Below are 18,854 nucleotides of genomic sequence, written 5' to 3' on the forward strand. Positions count from 1 at the left end.
TCGCTAAACTGTTCCGTGTTTCTTAGAAGGACGGTCCTCCCTCTTGGTAAATAACATCTCAAACGCGCCAATCACATACTTTCTGGTATCCTCCGGCTCGATGATCGTATCCACATAACCCCTTCTTGCTGCGGAAAGCGGACTGGATTGTAATTCTTTATAGGAAGCTGCCTTTTCTTTCAGAGTCTCGGCATCCGCATCAGCATACATGATCTTTGCTGCCATATCTGCTTCCATCATACCGATTTCAGCCTGCGGCCATGCGTAAACCATATCTGCGCCGATTGCCTTGCTGTTCATTGCCACATAAGCACTTCCGTATGCCTTACCCGTAATGACATTCACCTTCGGCACGGTCGCATCTGCAAATGCATAAGTCAGTTCAGCCATAGCCTTCGCGAGATTTCTCTCAGAACAGATCGACGCCTTAAGTCCCGTCACATTGGTCAGGGTCAGCACCGGAATGCCGAACGCATCACAGAACTTCACGAAAGCCGCCGCTTTTCTGCAGCCTCTTGCCGATAAGGAGCCGTCAAACGTCTCTTCCTCCTTACCCTCTGCATCGTAGACGATACTGCGGTTCGCCGCAACACCTACGGTCATGCCGTTCAGGCGGATCAGCCCAGTTACCATCTCTTTTGCATAATCCCTCTTTGCCTCGAAGAAGTTTCCGTCATCTGCGATTATGGAGATTGCGATTGTCGGATCGGCTGCCGCATCGGCAAGGCCCTCGCAGGCTCTGTTCAGGTCGTCCATACACTCTTCATACGCATCATTATCCTCGTTATTCGCCGGGAGCATGCAGACAAGAGCACGAATCTCTTCTAAAATCTCTTCCTCTGCGCCAACCGCGTCTACGATTCCCGCCTCCTCGCTCTGGAACGCCGCGCTTGCCGTGTCGCATTTCTTCACATCGTTGCCCGGAAGTGCATTAGGAGAATTCACAAAAAGTCTTCCCTTGCTTTCCATAAACGTGAAATCGCTAAGTGCGGCTGCTGATGCAAGACCACCTCCACAGCTGCCGAAAATCGCGGTGATCTGGGGAATGACACCGGACGCCATAGCCTGTTTATAGTAGAAGGTTCCGAATGCGTGCAATGCGTCGGTGGCCTCCTGAAGGCGAAGTCCCGCACAGTCAACAAGTCCGATGACCGGTGCCCCCATCTTCATAGCCATATCGTAGATGTTCGCAATCTTCTTTGCATGCATCTCTCCGATTGCTCCTTTGAGGACAGTCGCATCCTGGCTGTAAACGTATACCAGGTTACCGTCAATTACCCCATAACCGGTAATGACGCCGTCCGCCGGAGTCTCTTTTTCCTGCATGTTGAAATCCGTACTTCTCGCCGTTACCTGGCCGCCGATCTCAACAAAGCTGCCCGCATCAAGCAAATTGGCAATTCTTTCGCTTGCCGCGTTTGGTGTTGTGTTACTCATAAATTTAGCCCTCCATTTTTCTATAATTTAAAAGTTAAACCAAATTTCTGCCGATTATATTATACTTCTCTTTTGGACAAACTGCAACAGTTTTTCCGATATTTTGTTAAATATTTGTCATTTTTGAAAAAGAGGGCTGTTCTGAGATTCTTCTTCCTCCCAGAGCGCCCTCTTTCTGCTCACTGCTCATTTTCAGTTTTTACTTTTGATTTCTGAACTGCACCGGCGTCATATTGTACGCCTTCTTGAACAACCGGTTAAAATGCTCCACATTCTGATAGCCTACGGAGAGCGCGATATTCTCCACCGTCATGCTGCTGCTCTTTAAAAGTGCACGTGCTTTTTTCATTCGGACCTTCTTCACGATATCCCCGAAGGTCATTCCGGATTTCTCCTTGATATACTTGGATAAATACGGTTTGGACAAGTAGAATTTCTCGGACAGGTCATCTAAGGATACGTCCAGGTAATTTGCCTGAATATAATTCATGATCTCAATCAGTCTCTCGTCCCTGCATTCGTCCACATTCTTGATCTCATCGATCTTGTTGACTGATACCGTCAGCGCCTCAATGGAGGCCTTGATGATATCGGCATCGATTCCCACGCCCCAGTAGGTATTTCCGTTACAGATGATTCCCACGTAAGCGCACGCCTTGGAGGAAGATCCCTTGGTAAGAGAATGCTCCTCATAGAATGACAGCTCATAGCTGATGCCAAAATACTGTTTAATCGCATTGCTCACCGCGTCAAGGCGCCCATTTCCGGAAGCCGTCACAATGCGCTTGCCGCCGCCATGTGAGATGGTCGCGGAGGCCAGAATTCCGTCCTCCTGTTTGAAATGGCACTCGTCGATCGTGAAGATTCCCTTCGGATTCACATAATGATCTTCGAAAATGTGATATACCCATTCCGGCGTAAGCTCCTTGTGCGCTTTGTCGGATACGTCTTTTACCAGATAGCCCACCTCTTCCTTCATCTTCTCCGGCAGGCTGACGCCAAAGTTCTGCTTCAGGATGTAGTTTACGCCACCCTTTCCGGACTGGCTGTTGATACGAATCACGTCCTTGTCGTAGGTACGGCCCACGTCCTTGGGATCGATCGGAAGATACGGAACCGTCCATTTGTCGCAGTCCTTTTCTTCTCTCCAGGCCATTCCCTTTGCAATGGCATCCTGATGAGAGCCGGAGAACGCGGTAAATACCAGGTCTCCTGCGTAAGGCTGTCTCTCGTATACATGCATTCTGGTCAAACGCTCATAGGTCTCACGGATCGACATGATATCGGAGAAATCAAGTCCCGGATCCACTCCATGAGAGTACATGTTCATCGCCAGTGTGATAATATCCACATTACCGGTACGCTCACCGTTTCCAAACAGAGTCCCTTCCACACGCTCCGCTCCGGCAAGTACGCCCATCTCCGCGGTCGCCACGCCGCTTCCACGGTCATTGTGCGGATGCAGGCAGAGAATGACGCCGTCACGGTATTTCAAATGCTTATCCACATATTCTACCTGAGTGGCAAACACGTGGGGCATTGCATTTTCTACGGTAGTCGGAATATTGATGATCGCCTTCTTCTCTTTGGTCGGCTGCCACACATCCAATACGGCGTTGCAAACGTCCACCGCATAGTCCACTTCCGTTCCCGGGAAGCTTTCCGGACTGTACTGGAAGGTGAAATTGCCGTCCGTCTCGTCCGCCAGCTTCTTTAAGAGCACCGCGCCGTCCACAGCGATCTTCATAATCTCTTCCTTGCTCTTCTTAAAGACCTGTTCTCTCTGTGCCACCGAAGTGGAATTATATAAATGAACCACAGCATGCGGCGCGCCCTTTACCGCCTCAAAGGTCTTCTTGATGATATGTTCCCGCGCCTGGGTCAGAACCTGTACCGTCACATCATCCGGAATCATATTCTTCTCGATCAGAGTACGCATAAATTTATATTCTGTCTCCGAAGCAGCCGGGAAGCCTACCTCAATCTCCTTGAATCCCACCTTTACAAGGAGCTGGAAGAATTCCAGCTTCTCCTCCAGGCTCATCGGCTCGATCAGCGCCTGGTTTCCGTCTCTTAAATCCACGCTGCACCAGATCGGCGGTTTCTCAATATGATCTTTTTTTGCCCAGTCAAAGCTGACCTCCGGGGGCATAAAATATTGTCTTTCATATTTCTGTACATTCTTCATAATTTTCATCAACCTTCTTGTCTTATTTTGTTGTACCTGTATATCCTAACACATCACCCGTAAAATGCAAAGTGATATTTATAGCTATTTTATTGATCTATTTTATCTTCTTGTGTCACCACAACGCACACTTTACATATCGCGAGAGAATCTGGCGCAGAAACCACGTGAAGTTTATCTTTTCTACCGTCTCCCCTGCCGTCAGCTTATATTCCTTTACCAGTTCCTCTCCCAGGTAGTAGCGGATCTGCCCTACTTGCTTCCCTTTCTTCACCGGAGCCAAAAGCGCCGCCTCCTGATGGACCTCCACCCGGACTTCCTCCTCATCAGAAAGTAGGAGCGACAACTCCCTCTCGCCAGTCCCCAGCTTCACCTGCACTTTCGCCAGATCAAAGAGTCTTCCGCTTCTGGGTATTCCATCTTCCACCGGAATCTCTTCCAGATAAGGTTCCTGCCAGACATTTCGGTACGTATAGGTGTCCAGCCCATACTGCATCAGTGCTTTCGTGTCCGCCCACTTATAGTCCTTGTGATTGGGCCAGCCGCATGCCAGAAGGGCCACGACGAAAGTCCGCTCCCCCTGCCTTAATGCGCCGACATAGCAGTATCCGGCATCTCCCGTAAACCCGGTCTTTCCGGAAAGGGCGCCCTCCATCATGGACAGGAACAGATTGTGATTGTTGCAGGAAAACTCTCTCTTTCCCTCTACGTCATGAAAGGAATGGCTGCCCGCCTGGGTGATTTTAAGAAACTCTTCTGTCTTCGGTGATTTTGCCACACAATAGCTCATGATCAGGGCCAGATCAGACGCCGAGATGCTATGAATCCCGTCCGCATCACTGCCGTCCAACCCGTTGGGCGTCACAAAATGAGCGTTCGTGCAACCGATTTCCCTGGCTTTTTCATTCATTCTCTTCGCAAATTCCGGGACGGAGCCGGCCAGGTGCTCCGCAATGGCATATGCCGTATCGTTGTGGGACTCCAGCATCAAAGAATAAAGCAGATCTTCCAGATAGAATTGCTCCCCCTCCTGCATTCCCAGATGCACCCGCGGCTGGGACGCCGCTTCCTTCGACGCCGTCACGATATCCTCCGAATTTCCCTCCTCCAAAGCCAGAATACACGTCAGGATCTTCGTCGTACTCGCCATAGGCCGCATGGTATCTCCATCTTTTTCCACCAGCACTCTGCCGCTGTCCGCATCCATCAGGACCGCCGATTTGGCGTAAAGGGATCCAATCAGCTCCTGCTCCTTCTCCTCACCCTCTGCGCACGCCGTCAGATGCGCCGCATAAAAAATTCCTAAAATAAAAAAGAAAGACCAAACCAGGATTCCCGCGCAAATCGCTCCCCGTCTTGACTCTTTCTTTTCCCTGTTTGTTCTGCCTGCTCTTACCATCATAGCAAATCCCCCATATGCAATCGAACTCAAAACTTATCTGACCACGATTCATTCTATGAGAAATCTGTACAAACTATGCCACCATTTATTTCCGCGAGTAACGAGCCATGCTCGCATAGCTAGCTATTTAGCGGCTGCTGCGAAAACCAAATACTCCGTAGCCTCTGCGGGGCATTTGACTAAATATCCAGTTTAAGCTGCGCCTCGTCCTCCGCTTCCTCCTTGAACATCTCGATCCTCTCCTCGTCGATTCCCGGGAGATCGTCCAAAGAATGTACGCTGAATCTGCGCAGAAATTCTTCCGTCGTGCCGAACAGAATCGGTCTTCCCGGCGCGTCAAGCCGCCCCACCTCGCAGACCAGATCATACTCGATCAGCTTATTTACGGCGTGATCGCTTTTTACTCCCCGGATCTTTTCAATCTCCAGACGGGTCACCGGCTGCTTATAAGCGATGATCGCAAGCGTCTCCAGCATCACATCCGTAAGTACGTATTTTTTAGGCTGCTTAGCTACACGAATCAAATACTCATATAATTCTGTCTTTGTACACATCTGGTAGGAATTCTCAAGTTCAATGATCCGAACGCCCCGGTCCTCCTCCTCGTACTTGTCCATCATGTTATGTATGAGCTTCCTCGTCGTCGCCACATCATGCTCGATGACCGATGCGATCTTCTCTATTTCAACAGAATCTCCCATGGTAAACAGAATTGCCTCTATAATGCTTTCCAAACGTTTAATTTCCATGCTTTTCCTCACTGTCCTCTATTGCTGTAATCAAAATATCATCAAAAGTGTGCTCCTGATAGATCTGTATTTTCCCTACCTTCATCAGCTCCAGGATCGCCAGGAATGTCACGATGACCTGAAATTTACTGGACTGCCGCTCCAAAAGGTCCCGGAAGCTGAAATTCCGATGCACCTTGGCGTATTCCTCCACATAGAGCAATTTCTCAGGCAGAGTGACCTCTTCCTTTTCGATCTTGCCGTATTTGCTACGGATCGGGTCGATCTTATCCGTCTGCCTTTTCATCACATCGCGAAAAATACGGTTTAATTTTCCCAGCGAAAGGTCCGTAAGGAGCATATCCAGGTCCACCGGCTCCACATATTCCTGTACTTCCTTTGGAATGGTAGATGCCTTATACATCATGCGCTGACCGTCGATCTGGCGGTCCCGAAGCTCGTAGGACATATATTTGTACATCTTGTACTGGAGAAGCTGCTCCACCAGCTCACGCCTGGGATCTTCCTCTTCCCCTTCTTCATTCACCTCGCGCGGCAGGAGCATACGGCATTTGATATCCAGAAGCGTAGCAGCCATCAGAAGAAACTCACTCATCACGTTCAGATCTTCCCTGTCCATGGCATGGATATACTCCATATACTGATTCGTGATCTCCACGATCGGAATGTCATATATGTCGATTTTATTTTTATCTATCAAATGCAGAAGAAGATCCAGCGGACCTTCGAACACCTGCAATTTAACCGGAATTCCCATGGCTTATCTTCCTTCCTGCTTTTCCTTCTTCTGTCCTTCGATCTGAAGCACGACAAGCTCTGCCGGATTGAACAGACGGATATTGATCGTGTGCGTTCCAAGACCTTTACTGACCACGATTGTCGTATCCCCTTCCCGGTAGAATCCGCCGGAGTATTTGGGGAAAAGGCGGAACTGCGGGGTAAATATCGCTCCAAGAAACGGAATCCGCACGATTCCTCCGTGAAGGTGACCGGAAAGGATAACATCGGCTCCCCATGCCCGGTAAATATCCACATACTCGGGTGGATGCGCCATCAGGATTTGAAAGGTATCCTTCGGGGCCTTTCCGATACGCCTTGTCACTTCCTCTTTTTCCAGTTCATACCGGCTGGTCCTGCCGTAGCACTCCTCCGGGACCTCCAGGCCCCCGAGGCAGATTCCTTCTCCGTGATGCGTGATACGAACATTCTCATCGATCAGAAAATGAACTCCCGCCTTTTGAAGGCGGTTCTTGTACTGTGCAAACGCTTCGCCGTAGGTTTCCGGATCCCTTCGCATTCGCTGTTCGTGATTCCCACTCGCATACCAGACTGTCGCAATCTGGGGTAACTGTTCGACAAATACCGCCGCTTTCTCAAAAGAAATATCTGGTTTTCCTACCAGCATATCCCCTCCAATCAGGATCAGATCAGGTTGCTCTTTCCTTATCGCTTCGACTAACTCTTGGTTATTTGCGCCATATTCTTTGCTATGCAGATCACTAAGAAACACAGCTTTTAGTTCCGGCATATCCGGAGATAATTTGGTGCTCCTGATCCGGCATCTGCTGATTACGAACCCATGCATCTCCCTGTAAATCTCTGCAATCACACCTGCCACAACAATACAAAAGAACAGCAGCACTAGCCGCATATCTTCCCCTCCTGATCGATGCTATCTATAAACCTCATGTATCTTCTCCTTGTTTTCTCTTTCTGATTTCCTTTCTATCTGCTGATACCTGTTCTATTATACTGGAACATTTGAATCTTGTAAAGCGAACATTCGTCTGCTTTTGTCCGCTTCACTCACGCACTGGTCTCTGCTCACTTTGAACCAGCGATCCAATTCACCATGCAGCTTCATGCAAACAGCAGCTACTATTTACGAAAGGGCCCACGCTTCCAGTACTTTGAGAAGGGCACTTGCAAACGTAGTCTTCCCCACGCTTTTCTTCGCGGTGATCGGAATCTCTCCCAGCTTTTTGCCCTGAAGAGAATAGCTCACTTTTCCGATCACATCTCCCTTTTTCACCGGTGCCTTCACCTTATCCATCTTCACTGTTTTTTCAATCGCGGACAAATCCGACCCTTCCGTATCGACGTACTGGAACGTGCCCTTTGCACTTCCCTCCACCCGAGCTTCGATGCCGCCCTCCACCTGGGAGTAGGCTTTCTTTTCCAGCACCTGCTCATCGGTATAGCGTGCACATTTTCCAAATCCATAATTCAGCATGGCGATCGAATCCTTGACCCGCGTCTTGGAATCCGGTTCCGCCATGACGACTGCGATCATCTCTATTCCATCTTTTTCGGCTGTAGCGGAAAGACAGAATTTCGCCTGACTTGTGGAGCCTGTTTTCAGTCCTGTGGCATATTCATATTGCCGGATCAGCTTGTTGGTGTTGGTAAGTCCGAACTCACTGGTCCCTTTTGCCGTGGTGTGCGTGATATTTTCCATCCAGATTTTAGAATAATTATGTATCTGTGGATATTTGGTGATCAGTTCCCGGGACATCAGGGCAATATCACGGGCCGTCGTCAGATGTCCGTCCGTATCCAGGCCATTGCAGTTCACAAAGTGGGTATTCTCCATACCAAGTCCGGCGGCTCTTTCATTCATCTTTTCCACAAATGCTTCTTCGCTTCCGGCGATCAGTTCCGACATCGCCACACAGGCATCATTCGCGCTTGCAACGGAGATACATTTGATCATGGTATCCACGCTCTGCGTCTCCCCCGGTTCCAAAAAGACCTGGGAACCACCCATGGACGCCGCGTATTCCGAGGTCGTCACCATATCATCCAGCTTGATTTTTCCCTCGTCTAACGCATCGAAGATCAGCAGCAGCGTCATGATCTTCGTCACACTGGCCGGCGGGCGCTTACTGTCCGCTTCCTTCTCATATAGGACCTTGCCGGAGCTGGCCTCCATAATGATCGCCGACTCCGCCGAGATGGCAAGTGCCTCCTTCTCCTCAGTACCCTCCGCCGGTTTCTCTTCCGTTACCGGATCTTCCTGCTCATTGGTTTCTTCAAACAATACCTTTGGCGCCTCAGGCATGGCATGAACTACCTGAGAGACGCAAGCTGCACACAGCAAAATTGCCAGATATTTTCGCATGATCCTGCTCCTCTTTCCAAATTCGTCTACTACTATTTATAAGAGAAGTCCCTCGAAAATATGACCGATTCCGGGCGGATTTCCATATTCTTCCCACCTCAAATGTTCCTGACATTACTTTGCCGTGTTATACCGTTTTCCCTGCTCCTCAAACCATTCCAGCGCCTGGCAGATCCCTTCCTCCGCAAACGCGAACTCTTTCGTCTCCTTTACCTCATCAGGCGTGGCGTCATAGCAATAGGGGCCTTTCCACACCGTTCCCTTAAGGATCGTCTCCGTGTCCTCCCCGGACGTGCGCTCCGCTTTTTCCAACCGGAAATTCATCTTTCCGATACTTCCGTTGAACTTCTCTTTCTTGTAAAAATTTAAGGGAAATAATTGTATTCGTTTTAACATATCATCACCTCTTGTTGATATATGTGCATGCCTGGCAATAAAAACGCCGCATACACCGGGTACACGACGTTCTTGCCATTTAACAATACGAAAAAGAATCCTGCACTGCAGGATTCTCCGCCTGCGGCGGGTCGCTTTAGCGACATAATTCCTCTCCGCCACAGTGCGCTCCCCGCGGAGCGTTTTAATTTCATAGGACGCATTTTCCTATGAAATTAAAAAATCGTTCCGATCCGCTCCTTCACATTCTCGATCCGGCACCTGATCCCTTCCGGCACATCGTCCTTCTTCTCACGATAAAATGCGGTAAGGAAATCGATGCTAAAGACAAACAACAGTACACTTCCCACTACATGTCCGATGGATTCCGGTATCATGGCCACGATCCCTGCCACGATATTCTGCAGGAACATGAACAGGAACACCGTATAGAATCCCCAGGCGATCGAACTTTCCAGACAGATGATCCCTTTGTAATTGAACGGTTTCTCATTGTAATCCCACCAGATTTCCCCGAACACCTTCTTCATCAGAAGTGCCGTCAGAAATTCCAGCGTTGTGGCAAAGAGAGATCCCAGCGCGAACAGCGCAAAGTTATTGCCGCTGTACGGACGCAATACGAAAAACACCATCAGCGCTCCCACTCCGTAAATCGGGCAGAAGGGGCCTCTTGCAAATCCCCGGTTCGTGAGTTTTCGGTTGCAGAACGACATATAGATCGACTCTACCACCCAGCCCATAATGCTGTAAGTCAGGAACCACATTAATACCTCATACCCTCTGAATCCTAAAATCACTTTGTCCCAAAACATCGCAAATCATTCCTCATCTATACACAATCAACAATATCTCAAATCTGACAATTCATATAAAATGGAGTGTTTACCGAGATAAACACTCCATTATTCTGCACATATTAGTTATATTTACGTTTTCTGGCAGCTTCGGATTTCTTTTTACGTCTTACGCTTGGTTTTTCGTAATGCTCTCTCTTACGAATCTCCTGCTGAATTCCTGCCTTTGCGCAGTTTCTTTTGAATCTGCGTAAAGCGCTGTCCAACGTCTCGTTTTCTTTAACGATTACATTTGACATAGTCTCACACCTAACCTCCCCTCCAGTCTGGTATTGTGCATCATACGACTGTTCGGGTATTTTTATTGCACTACATAGATTATAGCATAATTTTGTCTTCCGTCAAGAATTTTCTAGAAATTTCCCGCACTTTTGTGAAATATTTGTGTCCACGGTTCGCAGATCGTCCTAAAAGTCGGCAGATTAACCTTGTTTTACGGCTCCCGCATTCCCGCTTCGTTCCGGATATCAGTGAATCTGAGAAGCCAGTACTTCTTTCACTTTTGCCAGTGCATCCGGGATTCCAGCCGGGTTCTTGCCGCCGGCCTGAGCCATATTCGGGCGTCCGCCGCCGCCACCTCCTACACAGGAAGCGATTGCTTTGATCAGGTTGCCTGCATGCGCTCCTTTCTTCATGGCTCCATCGGTCGCAGTTGCCATCAGGCTGACCTTGCCGCCCGTGCAGGATGCGATCACGACCACGCCGTCGCCCAGCTTCTCCTTAAGCTGATCTCCCAGATCACGCAGTCCGTTCATATCCATCTCTTCCACGCTGACAGCCAGAAGCTTCACGCCGCCAACCTCCTCTACCTGGTTCATCACATCGCCCATGGCATCTTTGGCCAGCTTGCTCTTAAGACTCTCCACCTCGCTGCGCAGCTCTTTATTCTCTGCCTGCAGATGACTGATCTTCTCCGCCAGGTTATCCGGCGTCGCCTTCACAAGCTTCGCTGCCTCATGGAGCTTCATCTCGGGAGTTTGACAGTTAAATAATGGAAAAAGTACTTGCAGGCCCCATAAAGCCTGTATTTTTTTGTCAAATCTTATTCGTTTTGTTGTGGCTATTTGTAGCTATATGTGGTATAATAAGGATTAGGAGGTGTTTGCCATGAAACTTACAGTAAGCAAATCGAAAAATTCTGCATCCTTTTATGTACAGAAAACAATCCGAAAACCAGATGGCCGTGTGACCACTGTCACAGTTGAAAAACTTGGCAACCTGACAGAAGTCACCGCAAAAGCCGGTGGTAAGGATCCCTATGTATGGGCACAGGAGTATGTCAATGAATTAAATCGCAAAGAGTATGATGAGAACAAAGAAATCCTTATCAGCTATTCTCCTTCAAAGCTCCTGAAGAAAAATGAACAGAAGCTTTTTAACTGCGGTTATCTCTTCCTGCAGAACATTTATTATAGTTTGGGGCTGGACAAAATATGCAGGGATATTTCCTCCCGTCATTCTTTTGCTTATGATTTGAATGATGTCCTTTCGAAGCTTATTTATACAAGAATTCTTTATCCATCTTCAAAACTGTCCTCCAACAGACAGGCCACGAAATTTATTGAGCAGCCCACATTCGAACTGCATGACATCTACAGGACCCTTTCTGTCCTTTCGGAAGAAAATGATCTTATACAGGCACAGCTTTATAAAAACAGCCAGAAGGTCTGCGAACGCAGGAAAGATGTCCTTTATTATGACTGTACGAATTACTTCTTTGAGATTGAAGAGGCAGATGATCTGCGCCGCTATGGAAAATCCAAACAGCACCAGCCCCTCCCTATCGTTGGTATGGGACTGTTCATGGATCACGACGGCATTCCGCTGGCCTTCGATATTTATCCCGGAAACAAAAATGAACAGCCCACTTTGAAACCACTGGAGCAAAAAGTACTCCGCGATTACGGACTTGACCAGATCATCGTCTGTACAGATGCAGGGCTTTCTTCCAAGACAAACCGGAAGTTCAATGACAGAAAGATTAATGGTGTACAGCTCCGTAGTTTTATTACCATACAATCCATAAAACAGCTGCCTGACTATCTCAAGGATTTTGCACTTGATCCAGACGGATGGCACCTGCCAGGTTCTGATGAAACCTTTAATCTCAACGAGATCGATGAAGCAAAGAATTATAAAAACATTTTTTATAAGGATCGCTGGATCAAAGAGGACCTCTCCCAACGGAAGATCAAAAAAGGAGCCCAGCCATTAGAACAACATCTGGTCGTTTCTTTTTCTCCAAAATATAAAGCTTATCAGAGGAAGATCCGGAACGGGCAGGTCGAGCGTGCACAGCAGCTTATTAATGATGGGAAGTATAAACAGCGTCCCAAGAACCAGAATGACCCGCACAGATTTATCTCCAGAGAGAAAGCAACCAAAGATGGAGAAGTCTGCTCAGAAGAGATCGTGTATCTTAATACAGATGCAATCCGGGAAGAAGAACGTTATGATGGTTTCTATGCTGTATGCACGAACCTGGATGATATGAGTGTAGAAGAGATCGTAAGAATCAACAAGAAGCGCTGGGAGATTGAAGAATGTTTCCGGGTCATGAAAACGGAATTCAGGGCCCGCCCCGTATACCTTCAGACAGAAGACCATATCCGTGCCCATTTCATCACTTGTTTTATAGCACTTGTTATCTACAGGATTCTGGAAAAGGAACTCAAAGAAGCCTATACATGTGAGGAAATCATAGATACTTTAAAGAACATGATGATGGCCCGCCCCGGTGAGAAACTGGGGTACACACCCGTTTATACAAGGACGGATCTGACGGACAGACTACACGAAACAGCCGGATTCCGTACCGATTATCAAATCATAACTGATGTAAATATGAGGAAAATAATACGAGCCTCAAAGAAGAAAAAGTAATAATATATAGCTACATTTTGAACAACAAAAAAATCCGTAGAAAGCTTGATTTTACAGCAATCTACGGATTTTTACTGTCAAAGATGGGATTATAGCATAATTTTGTCTTCCGTCAAGAATTTTCTAGAAATTTCCCGCACTTTTGTGAAATATTTGTGTCCACGGTTCGCAGATCGTCCTAAAAGTCGGCAGATTAACCTTGTTTTACGGCTCCCGCATTCCCGCTTCGTTCCGGATATCAGTGAATCTGAGAAGCCAGTACTTCTTTCACTTTTGCCAGTGCATCCGGGATTCCAGCCGGGTTCTTGCCGCCGGCCTGAGCCATATTCGGGCGTCCGCCGCCGCCACCTCCTACACAGGAAGCGATTGCTTTGATCAGGTTGCCTGCATGCGCTCCTTTCTTCATGGCTCCATCGGTCGCAGTTGCCATCAGGCTGACCTTGCCGCCCGTGCAGGATGCGATCACGACCACGCCGTCGCCCAGCTTCTCCTTAAGCTGATCTCCCAGATCACGCAGTCCGTTCATATCCATCTCTTCCACGCTGACAGCCAGAAGCTTCACGCCGCCAACCTCCTCTACCTGGTTCATCACATCGCCCATGGCATCTTTGGCCAGCTTGCTCTTAAGACTCTCCACCTCGCTGCGCAGCTCTTTATTCTCTGCCTGCAGATGACTGATCTTCTCCGCCAGGTTATCCGGCGTCGCCTTCACAAGCTTCGCTGCCTCATGGAGCTTCATCTCCAGCTCGCTATAATAGTTCATAAGTCCCTTGGAGGTCAGGGCCTCGATACGGCGCACCCCGGCTGCCACGCCACTTTCGGACAGGATCTTAAACGCACCGATCTCTCCGGTATTGGTAACATGTGTACCGCCACAGAACTCAATGGAGTAATCCCCCATATTGACTACGCGGACGATATCTCCATATTTCTCACCGAACAGGGCCTGAGCGCCTGTCTTTCTCGCTTCCTCGATCGGCATATTCTTTATTACAACGTCAAGGGAACGGGAAATGCTGTCATTTACCAGATCTTCTACTTTTTTCAGTTCCTCCGGCGTCATAGCGGAGAAATGCGAGAAGTCGAAACGCAGCCTGTCCTCATTCACACTGGAGCCTGCCTGCTCTACATGTGTTCCAAGAACTGTTCTGAGGGCCTTCTGCAGCAGATGCGTTGCACTGTGGTTTCTTGCAGAAAGCGCACGCTTTTCACTATTTACCGTCAAGGTCACGGTATCCCCTGTTTTCATCATGCCGCGGGTCATATGGCCGATATGGCCAATCTTGCCGCCCATCAGTTTTACCGTGTCTTCCACTACGAATTCTCCGTCGCCGCAGGAGATCACGCCGGTGTCCGCCTCCTGTCCGCCGCTGGTAGCGTAGAACGGAGTCTTCTCAACGAACAGAGTTCCCTTCTCCCCATCGGCAAGGGCGTCTACCACCTCTTCCTCCGTGGTCAGCACCGTAATCTTAGAATCATATGTCAAATGGTCGTAGCCGACAAATTCAGATGTAATGCTCGGGTCAATGGACTCGTATACCGTCACATCGGCTCCCATATAATTGGTGACCTTGCGCTTATTTCTGGCCATCTCCCTCTGTACGTCCATCGCAGCCTTGAAGCCTTCCTCGTCGATATCCATGCCTTCCTCTTCCAGAATCTCTCTGGTCAGATCAAGTGGGAATCCATAGGTATCATACAGCTTGAATGCATCTGCACCAGGCAGGGTCTTCGTGCCCTCGGAAACCATCTTCTCTTTCATCTCGGAGAGAATGCCAAGTCCCTGATCGATGGTCTTGTCGAACTTCTCCTCTTCCTTGCGGATCACGTTCAGAATGAAATCCTGTTTCTCCTCCAGCTCCGGATATCCGTCCTTGGAGCCTGCGATCACCGTCTTTGCCAGATCCGTGAGGAATCCGCCTTCAATATTCAGAAGTCTTCCATGACGGCAGGCACGTCTGAGCAGACGGCGCAGAACATAGCCGCGTCCTTCGTTGGACGGCATAATACCGTCAGAAATCATAAAGGAAACGGAACGGATATGATCGGTGATCACGCGCAGTGATACGTCCGTGTTCTCATTTTCCTTATACTGCACGCCTGCAATCTCGCACACCTGATCCCGGAGTGCCTTCAGGGTGTCGATATCAAACATGGAATCCACATCCTGCACGATACATGCCAGACGTTCCAGTCCCATACCGGTATCAATATTCTTCTGCTCCAATTCAGAATAATTGCCATGTCCATCGTTGTCAAACTGGGTAAATACATCATTCCAGATCTCCATATACCGGTCGCATTCGCAGCCTACGGTACAATCCGGCTTTCCGCAGCCGTATTTCTCTCCACGGTCATAGTAAATCTCAGAGCAGGGACCACAAGGACCTGAGCCATGCTCCCAGAAGTTGTCCTCTTTTCCAAAACGGAAGATCCGCTCCGGCGCGATACCGATCTCTTTATTCCAAATCTCAAATGCCTCATCATCATCTACATAGACAGACGGATACAGACGATCCGGATCAAGTCCTACTACCTCTGTCAAAAATTCCCAGGACCAGTGGATTGCCTCTCTCTTAAAATAATCTCCAAAGGAGAAGTTACCCAGCATCTCGAAGAACGTGCCGTGGCGGGCCGTCTTACCTACATTCTCAATATCTCCTGTACGGATACACTTCTGGCAGGTGGTCACACGTCTTCTCGGCGGGATCTCCTGTCCGGTAAAATACGGCTTCAGCGGCGCCATACCGGAATTGATCAGCAAAAGACTGTTATCGTTGTGCGGCACCAGGGAAAAGCTCTTCATCTTCAGATGCTCTTTGCTCTCGAAGAACTCAAGAAACATCCGTCTTAATTCATTTACTCCGTATGCTTTCATTGTCTGATTATCCTCCTTGCATATATCGCTCTCACACCTTTATGTTCAAAGTGCTGCTATTTGCTCCTCTCACAGCAAATGTGCTTCGCAAAATCACAGCGTGCGAACAATCACTTTAAGGTCTGTATCTGCTTTCTTTGCCTAATGCTTAATTATAATTAGAAACCGCACATTTGTCAATGAAGCGCAAAAAAAATCCTATGAAATAAAAATTCCTATAAAACAAGAAAAAGAGGTGCTGCCCCATACAGTACCTCTTGTCTCATTTTTTCTTCTCAATGTTATTTTTCTTCCGCTGCCTTCTTCGCATTCTTATTCTCACGGAGCTTTTTGCCCGTCATAATTCCTGCAAATGCAAAAACTGCAACGATCACCATCTTAATGATCATTGAAATGAACGTAGAAATAAATGCCATATCCATCCGCCTCCTAAATTTAGTATTTCCCAACTTTTATAAACTATATCCATGATAACATACTACAGGAATTATTTCAAATTAATTATTTTCAGAAAACAATTCCTGGGCGTAATGGACAGACTGCATTGCATCTTTTCCGTAGAAATCGGCTCCGATCATATCCGCATAATCCTGATTTAACACCGCACCACCCACCATGACCTTGCAGTCCGGCTTTTTTTCTCTTAACTGTCTGATCGTCTCTTCCATACTCACAACCGTCGTGGTCATAAGCGCGCTAAGTCCTACCAGGCGGATATCTTCTGCGATCGCTTTTTCCACGATCAGCTCCGGCGCCACATCCTTTCCCAGATCCAACACCTCAAACCCGTAGTTTTCCAGCAGGACCTTGACAATATTCTTGCCAATATCGTGGATATCGCCCTTCACCGTCGCCAAAATGATCTTTTCTTTCGCTTCCTCCTCCTGGCCACAATCCGCCAGAACATCCTTGATCACGGCAAATGCAATCTTCGCCGCATCCGCACTCATCAGAAGCTGGGGAAGGAAAACAGTTCCCTTCTCAAATCCATCGCCCACCACATTGAGCGCCGGAATCAGTTCTCCCTGAATGATGTCCAGAGGCTCCCTCACCATAATGAGCTCCGTAGTCACCCGATGAGCCTCCTCTTTCAGGCCTTTCTCGATCGCATGTTTTAAAGTCATGGTGCCGCCGTTTTGTCCCGGCGCCGCATTTCCGCTATTTGCAGATTTTGCCGTATTCGGCACACTTACCGGAGCAGGCACAGGCATGGCTGCATATTTTTCAATATAGGCGCTGCAATTCTCATCGTATCCCATCAATGCACAATAGGCATCATAAGATTTCATCATCTCCTCCGAGCCCGGATTGATGATTCCTGCCGAAAGGCCGTTATGCAGGGCCATCGTATAGAAATGACTGTTCACCACCGGTCTTCTCGGCAGGCCAAAGGAAATATTGGATACTCCCAGAACAGTCGCCACGCCATAGAGCTCTCTTACCTTTTTAAGAGCTTCCAGCGTCACCTTTGCCCCGTCTTTTTCTGAACTGATGGTCATCGTGAGCACATCGATCACAATGTCTTTTTTGTCAATTCCGTATTTTGCTGCTTCCTTTATGATCTTCCCGGCGATCGCCGCCCTCTCATCCGCCGTCTGCGGAATTCCCCCTTCATCCAGGGTCAGGCCCACGACCACGCCGCCATACTTCTTAATCAGCGGGAAGACTAAGTCCATGGATTCCTGTTTTCCGCTGACGGAATTCAGCATCGGTTTGCCGTTGTAGATCCGCATAGCCGCCTCCATTGCCCCGGCGTCCACGGTATCAATCTGAAGCGGCAGGCTTAAAACGCTCTGCAATTCTTTCACCACGTCCAGCATGAACGCCTTCTCATCAATGTCCGGCAGTCCTACATTTACGTCAAGAATATGTGCGCCATTCTCCTGCTGCGCTATGCCCTCTTTCAGGATATAATCCATATCATGATTCTTCAGAGCTTCTTTGAATTTCTTCTTCCCGGTGGGATTGATCCGCTCCCCGATGATCACAGGCTTCTCGCCCAGAAGCACCGCCTGGCCGTAGGAGGATACGATGGTATCCTGTTTTTTTGTCACCGGAAGCACTTCTTTTTTCCGGCACCGCTCCGTCATCGCGCGGATATGCGCTGGCGTGGTTCCACAGCACCCGCCAATGACGCAGGCGCCCTCCTCCACAATTTGCTCCATGATACGTGCAAAGGCTTCCGGCTCAACATCATAACAGGTCTGGCCGTCTCTTTGCACCGGAAGTCCTGCGTTCGGCTTCACGATCAGAGGCAAGGAGGAATACCGGCGCAGCTCTTTTAATACCGGCAGCATCTGCTGCGGCCCCATGCCGCAGTTGATTCCCAGCGCGTCCACTCGTAATCCCTCCAGAAGCGCAACGACAGAAGGCACGTCTCCTCCCGTCAGAAGCTTTCCTTTTTCGTCAAAGATCATGGTCGCAAAGACAGGAAGCGCCGTGTTTTCTTTTACTGCCAGAACTGCCGCCTTCACCTCATACGTATCGCTCATCGTCTCAATATGGACGAAATCCACGCCGTATTTTTCTCCCAGAATAGCGGCCTCCCGAAACGCCGCGTAAGCCTCCTCAAAGGCAAGATCCCCGAGGGGCTTAAGAAGCTTGCCGGTCGGTCCCATATCCAGGGCCACATAGGTCTTTCGCCCGTCTTTTACCGCTTTTTCCTGCGCTCTTCTCGCATTTGCCACGGCACTACATATGACCTCCTCCAGCGTATAGTTGGCGTCATGGAACTTACAGGCATTGGCGCCAAAGGTATTGGTGAGTACCATGTCGCTGCCCGCCTCATAATACATACGGTGAATCTCCTCTATCGCCTCCGGGTGCTCGATGTTCCAGACTTCCGGCAGTTCACCCGGCAAAAGTCCTCTTTCCTGCAAAAGTGTCCCCATTCCTCCGTCAAAAAACAGAAGTTCTTTTCCCAACCGTTCTGTCAATTTCATCTCT

General features: G+C 48.7%; 14 protein-coding genes and 1 pseudogene. 1 reads left to right on the plus strand and 14 read right to left on the minus strand.

Going from position 1 to position 18,854, the window contains the following annotated elements; genetic code table 11:
- Window positions 1-3 precede the first annotated feature (3 nt).
- The 11 genes and pseudogenes from ABXS75_12515 to ABXS75_12565 all read right to left on the minus strand — a co-directional run bounded on the left by ABXS75_12515 (window position 4) and on the right by ABXS75_12565 (window position 11,118).
- Window positions 4-1,437 carry a carboxyl transferase domain-containing protein gene (locus tag ABXS75_12515; protein ID XCP83891.1) on the minus strand — a complete coding sequence of 478 codons (1,434 nt, stop codon included), beginning with the start codon at window positions 1,435-1,437 and terminating at the stop codon, window positions 4-6.
- Between the two features lie 199 nt (window positions 1,438-1,636).
- Complete coding sequence (locus ABXS75_12520; GenBank protein XCP83892.1) at window positions 1,637-3,625, minus strand: 2-isopropylmalate synthase; 1,989 nt, start codon at window positions 3,623-3,625, stop codon at window positions 1,637-1,639.
- Between the two features lie 115 nt (window positions 3,626-3,740).
- Window positions 3,741-5,027 carry a D-alanyl-D-alanine carboxypeptidase family protein gene (locus ABXS75_12525; GenBank protein XCP83893.1) on the minus strand — a complete coding sequence of 429 codons (1,287 nt, stop codon included), beginning with the start codon at window positions 5,025-5,027 and terminating at the stop codon, window positions 3,741-3,743.
- 179 nt (window positions 5,028-5,206) lie between these two features.
- Window positions 5,207-5,776 (minus strand): SMC-Scp complex subunit ScpB, encoded by a 570-nt coding sequence (scpB, locus tag ABXS75_12530; GenBank protein XCP83894.1) that lies wholly within the window; start codon window positions 5,774-5,776, stop codon window positions 5,207-5,209.
- A complete protein-coding gene (locus ABXS75_12535; GenBank protein XCP83895.1) occupies window positions 5,766-6,533 on the minus strand; it encodes a segregation/condensation protein A in 768 nt (255 codons plus the stop codon). The genes scpB and ABXS75_12535 overlap by 11 nt, the downstream gene beginning before the upstream one ends.
- 3 nt (window positions 6,534-6,536) lie before the next feature.
- Window positions 6,537-7,427 (minus strand): metallophosphoesterase, encoded by an 891-nt coding sequence (locus ABXS75_12540; protein ID XCP83896.1) that lies wholly within the window; start codon window positions 7,425-7,427, stop codon window positions 6,537-6,539.
- A 231-nt stretch (window positions 7,428-7,658) separates the two neighbouring features.
- A complete protein-coding gene (locus ABXS75_12545) occupies window positions 7,659-8,897 on the minus strand; it encodes a D-alanyl-D-alanine carboxypeptidase family protein (GenBank protein XCP83897.1) in 1,239 nt (412 codons plus the stop codon).
- Between the two features lie 114 nt (window positions 8,898-9,011).
- Complete coding sequence (locus ABXS75_12550; protein XCP83898.1) at window positions 9,012-9,293, minus strand: hypothetical protein; 282 nt, start codon at window positions 9,291-9,293, stop codon at window positions 9,012-9,014.
- A 215-nt stretch (window positions 9,294-9,508) separates the two neighbouring features.
- On the minus strand, window positions 9,509-10,105 hold the full coding sequence (locus tag ABXS75_12555) for a putative ABC transporter permease (protein XCP83899.1): 597 nt from the start codon (window positions 10,103-10,105) through the stop codon (window positions 9,509-9,511).
- A gap of 104 nt (window positions 10,106-10,209) precedes the next feature.
- Window positions 10,210-10,386, minus strand: a complete 177-nt coding sequence (rpsU, locus tag ABXS75_12560; GenBank protein XCP83900.1) for a 30S ribosomal protein S21 — start codon at window positions 10,384-10,386, stop codon at window positions 10,210-10,212.
- 228 nt (window positions 10,387-10,614) lie between these two features.
- Window positions 10,615-11,118: pseudogene (locus ABXS75_12565) on the minus strand (DHHA1 domain-containing protein).
- Window positions 11,119-11,254: 136 nt separating this feature from the next.
- Between ABXS75_12565 and ABXS75_12570 the strand changes: the two are divergent.
- Window positions 11,255-13,030: an IS1634 family transposase gene (locus ABXS75_12570; protein ID XCP83901.1), complete on the plus strand. Its 1,776-nt coding sequence runs from the start codon at window positions 11,255-11,257 to the stop codon at window positions 13,028-13,030.
- Between the two features lie 238 nt (window positions 13,031-13,268).
- Here ABXS75_12570 and alaS read toward each other — a convergent pair whose 3' ends face one another.
- The 3 genes from alaS to ABXS75_12585 form a co-directional block, all read right to left on the minus strand.
- Complete coding sequence (alaS, locus tag ABXS75_12575) at window positions 13,269-15,908, minus strand: alanine--tRNA ligase (protein ID XCP83902.1); 2,640 nt, start codon at window positions 15,906-15,908, stop codon at window positions 13,269-13,271.
- A gap of 281 nt (window positions 15,909-16,189) precedes the next feature.
- Window positions 16,190-16,324, minus strand: coding sequence for a hypothetical protein (locus ABXS75_12580; GenBank protein XCP83903.1), 135 nt, complete (start codon window positions 16,322-16,324; stop codon window positions 16,190-16,192).
- 81 nt (window positions 16,325-16,405) lie between these two features.
- On the minus strand, window positions 16,406-18,850 hold the full coding sequence (locus tag ABXS75_12585) for a homocysteine S-methyltransferase family protein (protein XCP83904.1): 2,445 nt from the start codon (window positions 18,848-18,850) through the stop codon (window positions 16,406-16,408).
- Between the last annotated feature and the right edge of the window lie 4 nt (window positions 18,851-18,854).

The organism is Roseburia hominis, assembly GCA_040702975.1.
Classification (GTDB): domain Bacteria; phylum Bacillota; class Clostridia; order Lachnospirales; family Lachnospiraceae; genus Allocoprococcus; species Allocoprococcus hominis_A.

Coding starts and splice junctions, on each gene's coding strand:
- ABXS75_12540 (XCP83896.1), bottom strand. CDS start 7,427: ATGCGGCTAGTGCTGCTGTTCTTTTGTATTGTTGTGGCAGGTGTGATT.
- ABXS75_12525 (XCP83893.1), bottom strand. CDS start 5,027: ATGATGGTAAGAGCAGGCAGAACAAACAGGGAAAAGAAAGAGTCAAGA.
- scpB (XCP83894.1), bottom strand. CDS start 5,776: ATGGAAATTAAACGTTTGGAAAGCATTATAGAGGCAATTCTGTTTACC.
- ABXS75_12520 (XCP83892.1), bottom strand. CDS start 3,625: ATGAAGAATGTACAGAAATATGAAAGACAATATTTTATGCCCCCGGAG.
- ABXS75_12545 (XCP83897.1), bottom strand. CDS start 8,897: ATGCGAAAATATCTGGCAATTTTGCTGTGTGCAGCTTGCGTCTCTCAG.
- ABXS75_12535 (XCP83895.1), bottom strand. CDS start 6,533: ATGGGAATTCCGGTTAAATTGCAGGTGTTCGAAGGTCCGCTGGATCTT.
- alaS (XCP83902.1), bottom strand. CDS start 15,908: ATGAAAGCATACGGAGTAAATGAATTAAGACGGATGTTTCTTGAGTTC.
- ABXS75_12555 (XCP83899.1), bottom strand. CDS start 10,105: ATGTTTTGGGACAAAGTGATTTTAGGATTCAGAGGGTATGAGGTATTA.
- ABXS75_12585 (XCP83904.1), bottom strand. CDS start 18,850: ATGAAATTGACAGAACGGTTGGGAAAAGAACTTCTGTTTTTTGACGGA.
- ABXS75_12550 (XCP83898.1), bottom strand. CDS start 9,293: ATGTTAAAACGAATACAATTATTTCCCTTAAATTTTTACAAGAAAGAG.
- rpsU (XCP83900.1), bottom strand. CDS start 10,386: ATGTCAAATGTAATCGTTAAAGAAAACGAGACGTTGGACAGCGCTTTA.
- ABXS75_12515 (XCP83891.1), bottom strand. CDS start 1,437: ATGAGTAACACAACACCAAACGCGGCAAGCGAAAGAATTGCCAATTTG.
- ABXS75_12570 (XCP83901.1), top strand. CDS start 11,255: ATGAAACTTACAGTAAGCAAATCGAAAAATTCTGCATCCTTTTATGTA.
- ABXS75_12580 (XCP83903.1), bottom strand. CDS start 16,324: ATGGCATTTATTTCTACGTTCATTTCAATGATCATTAAGATGGTGATC.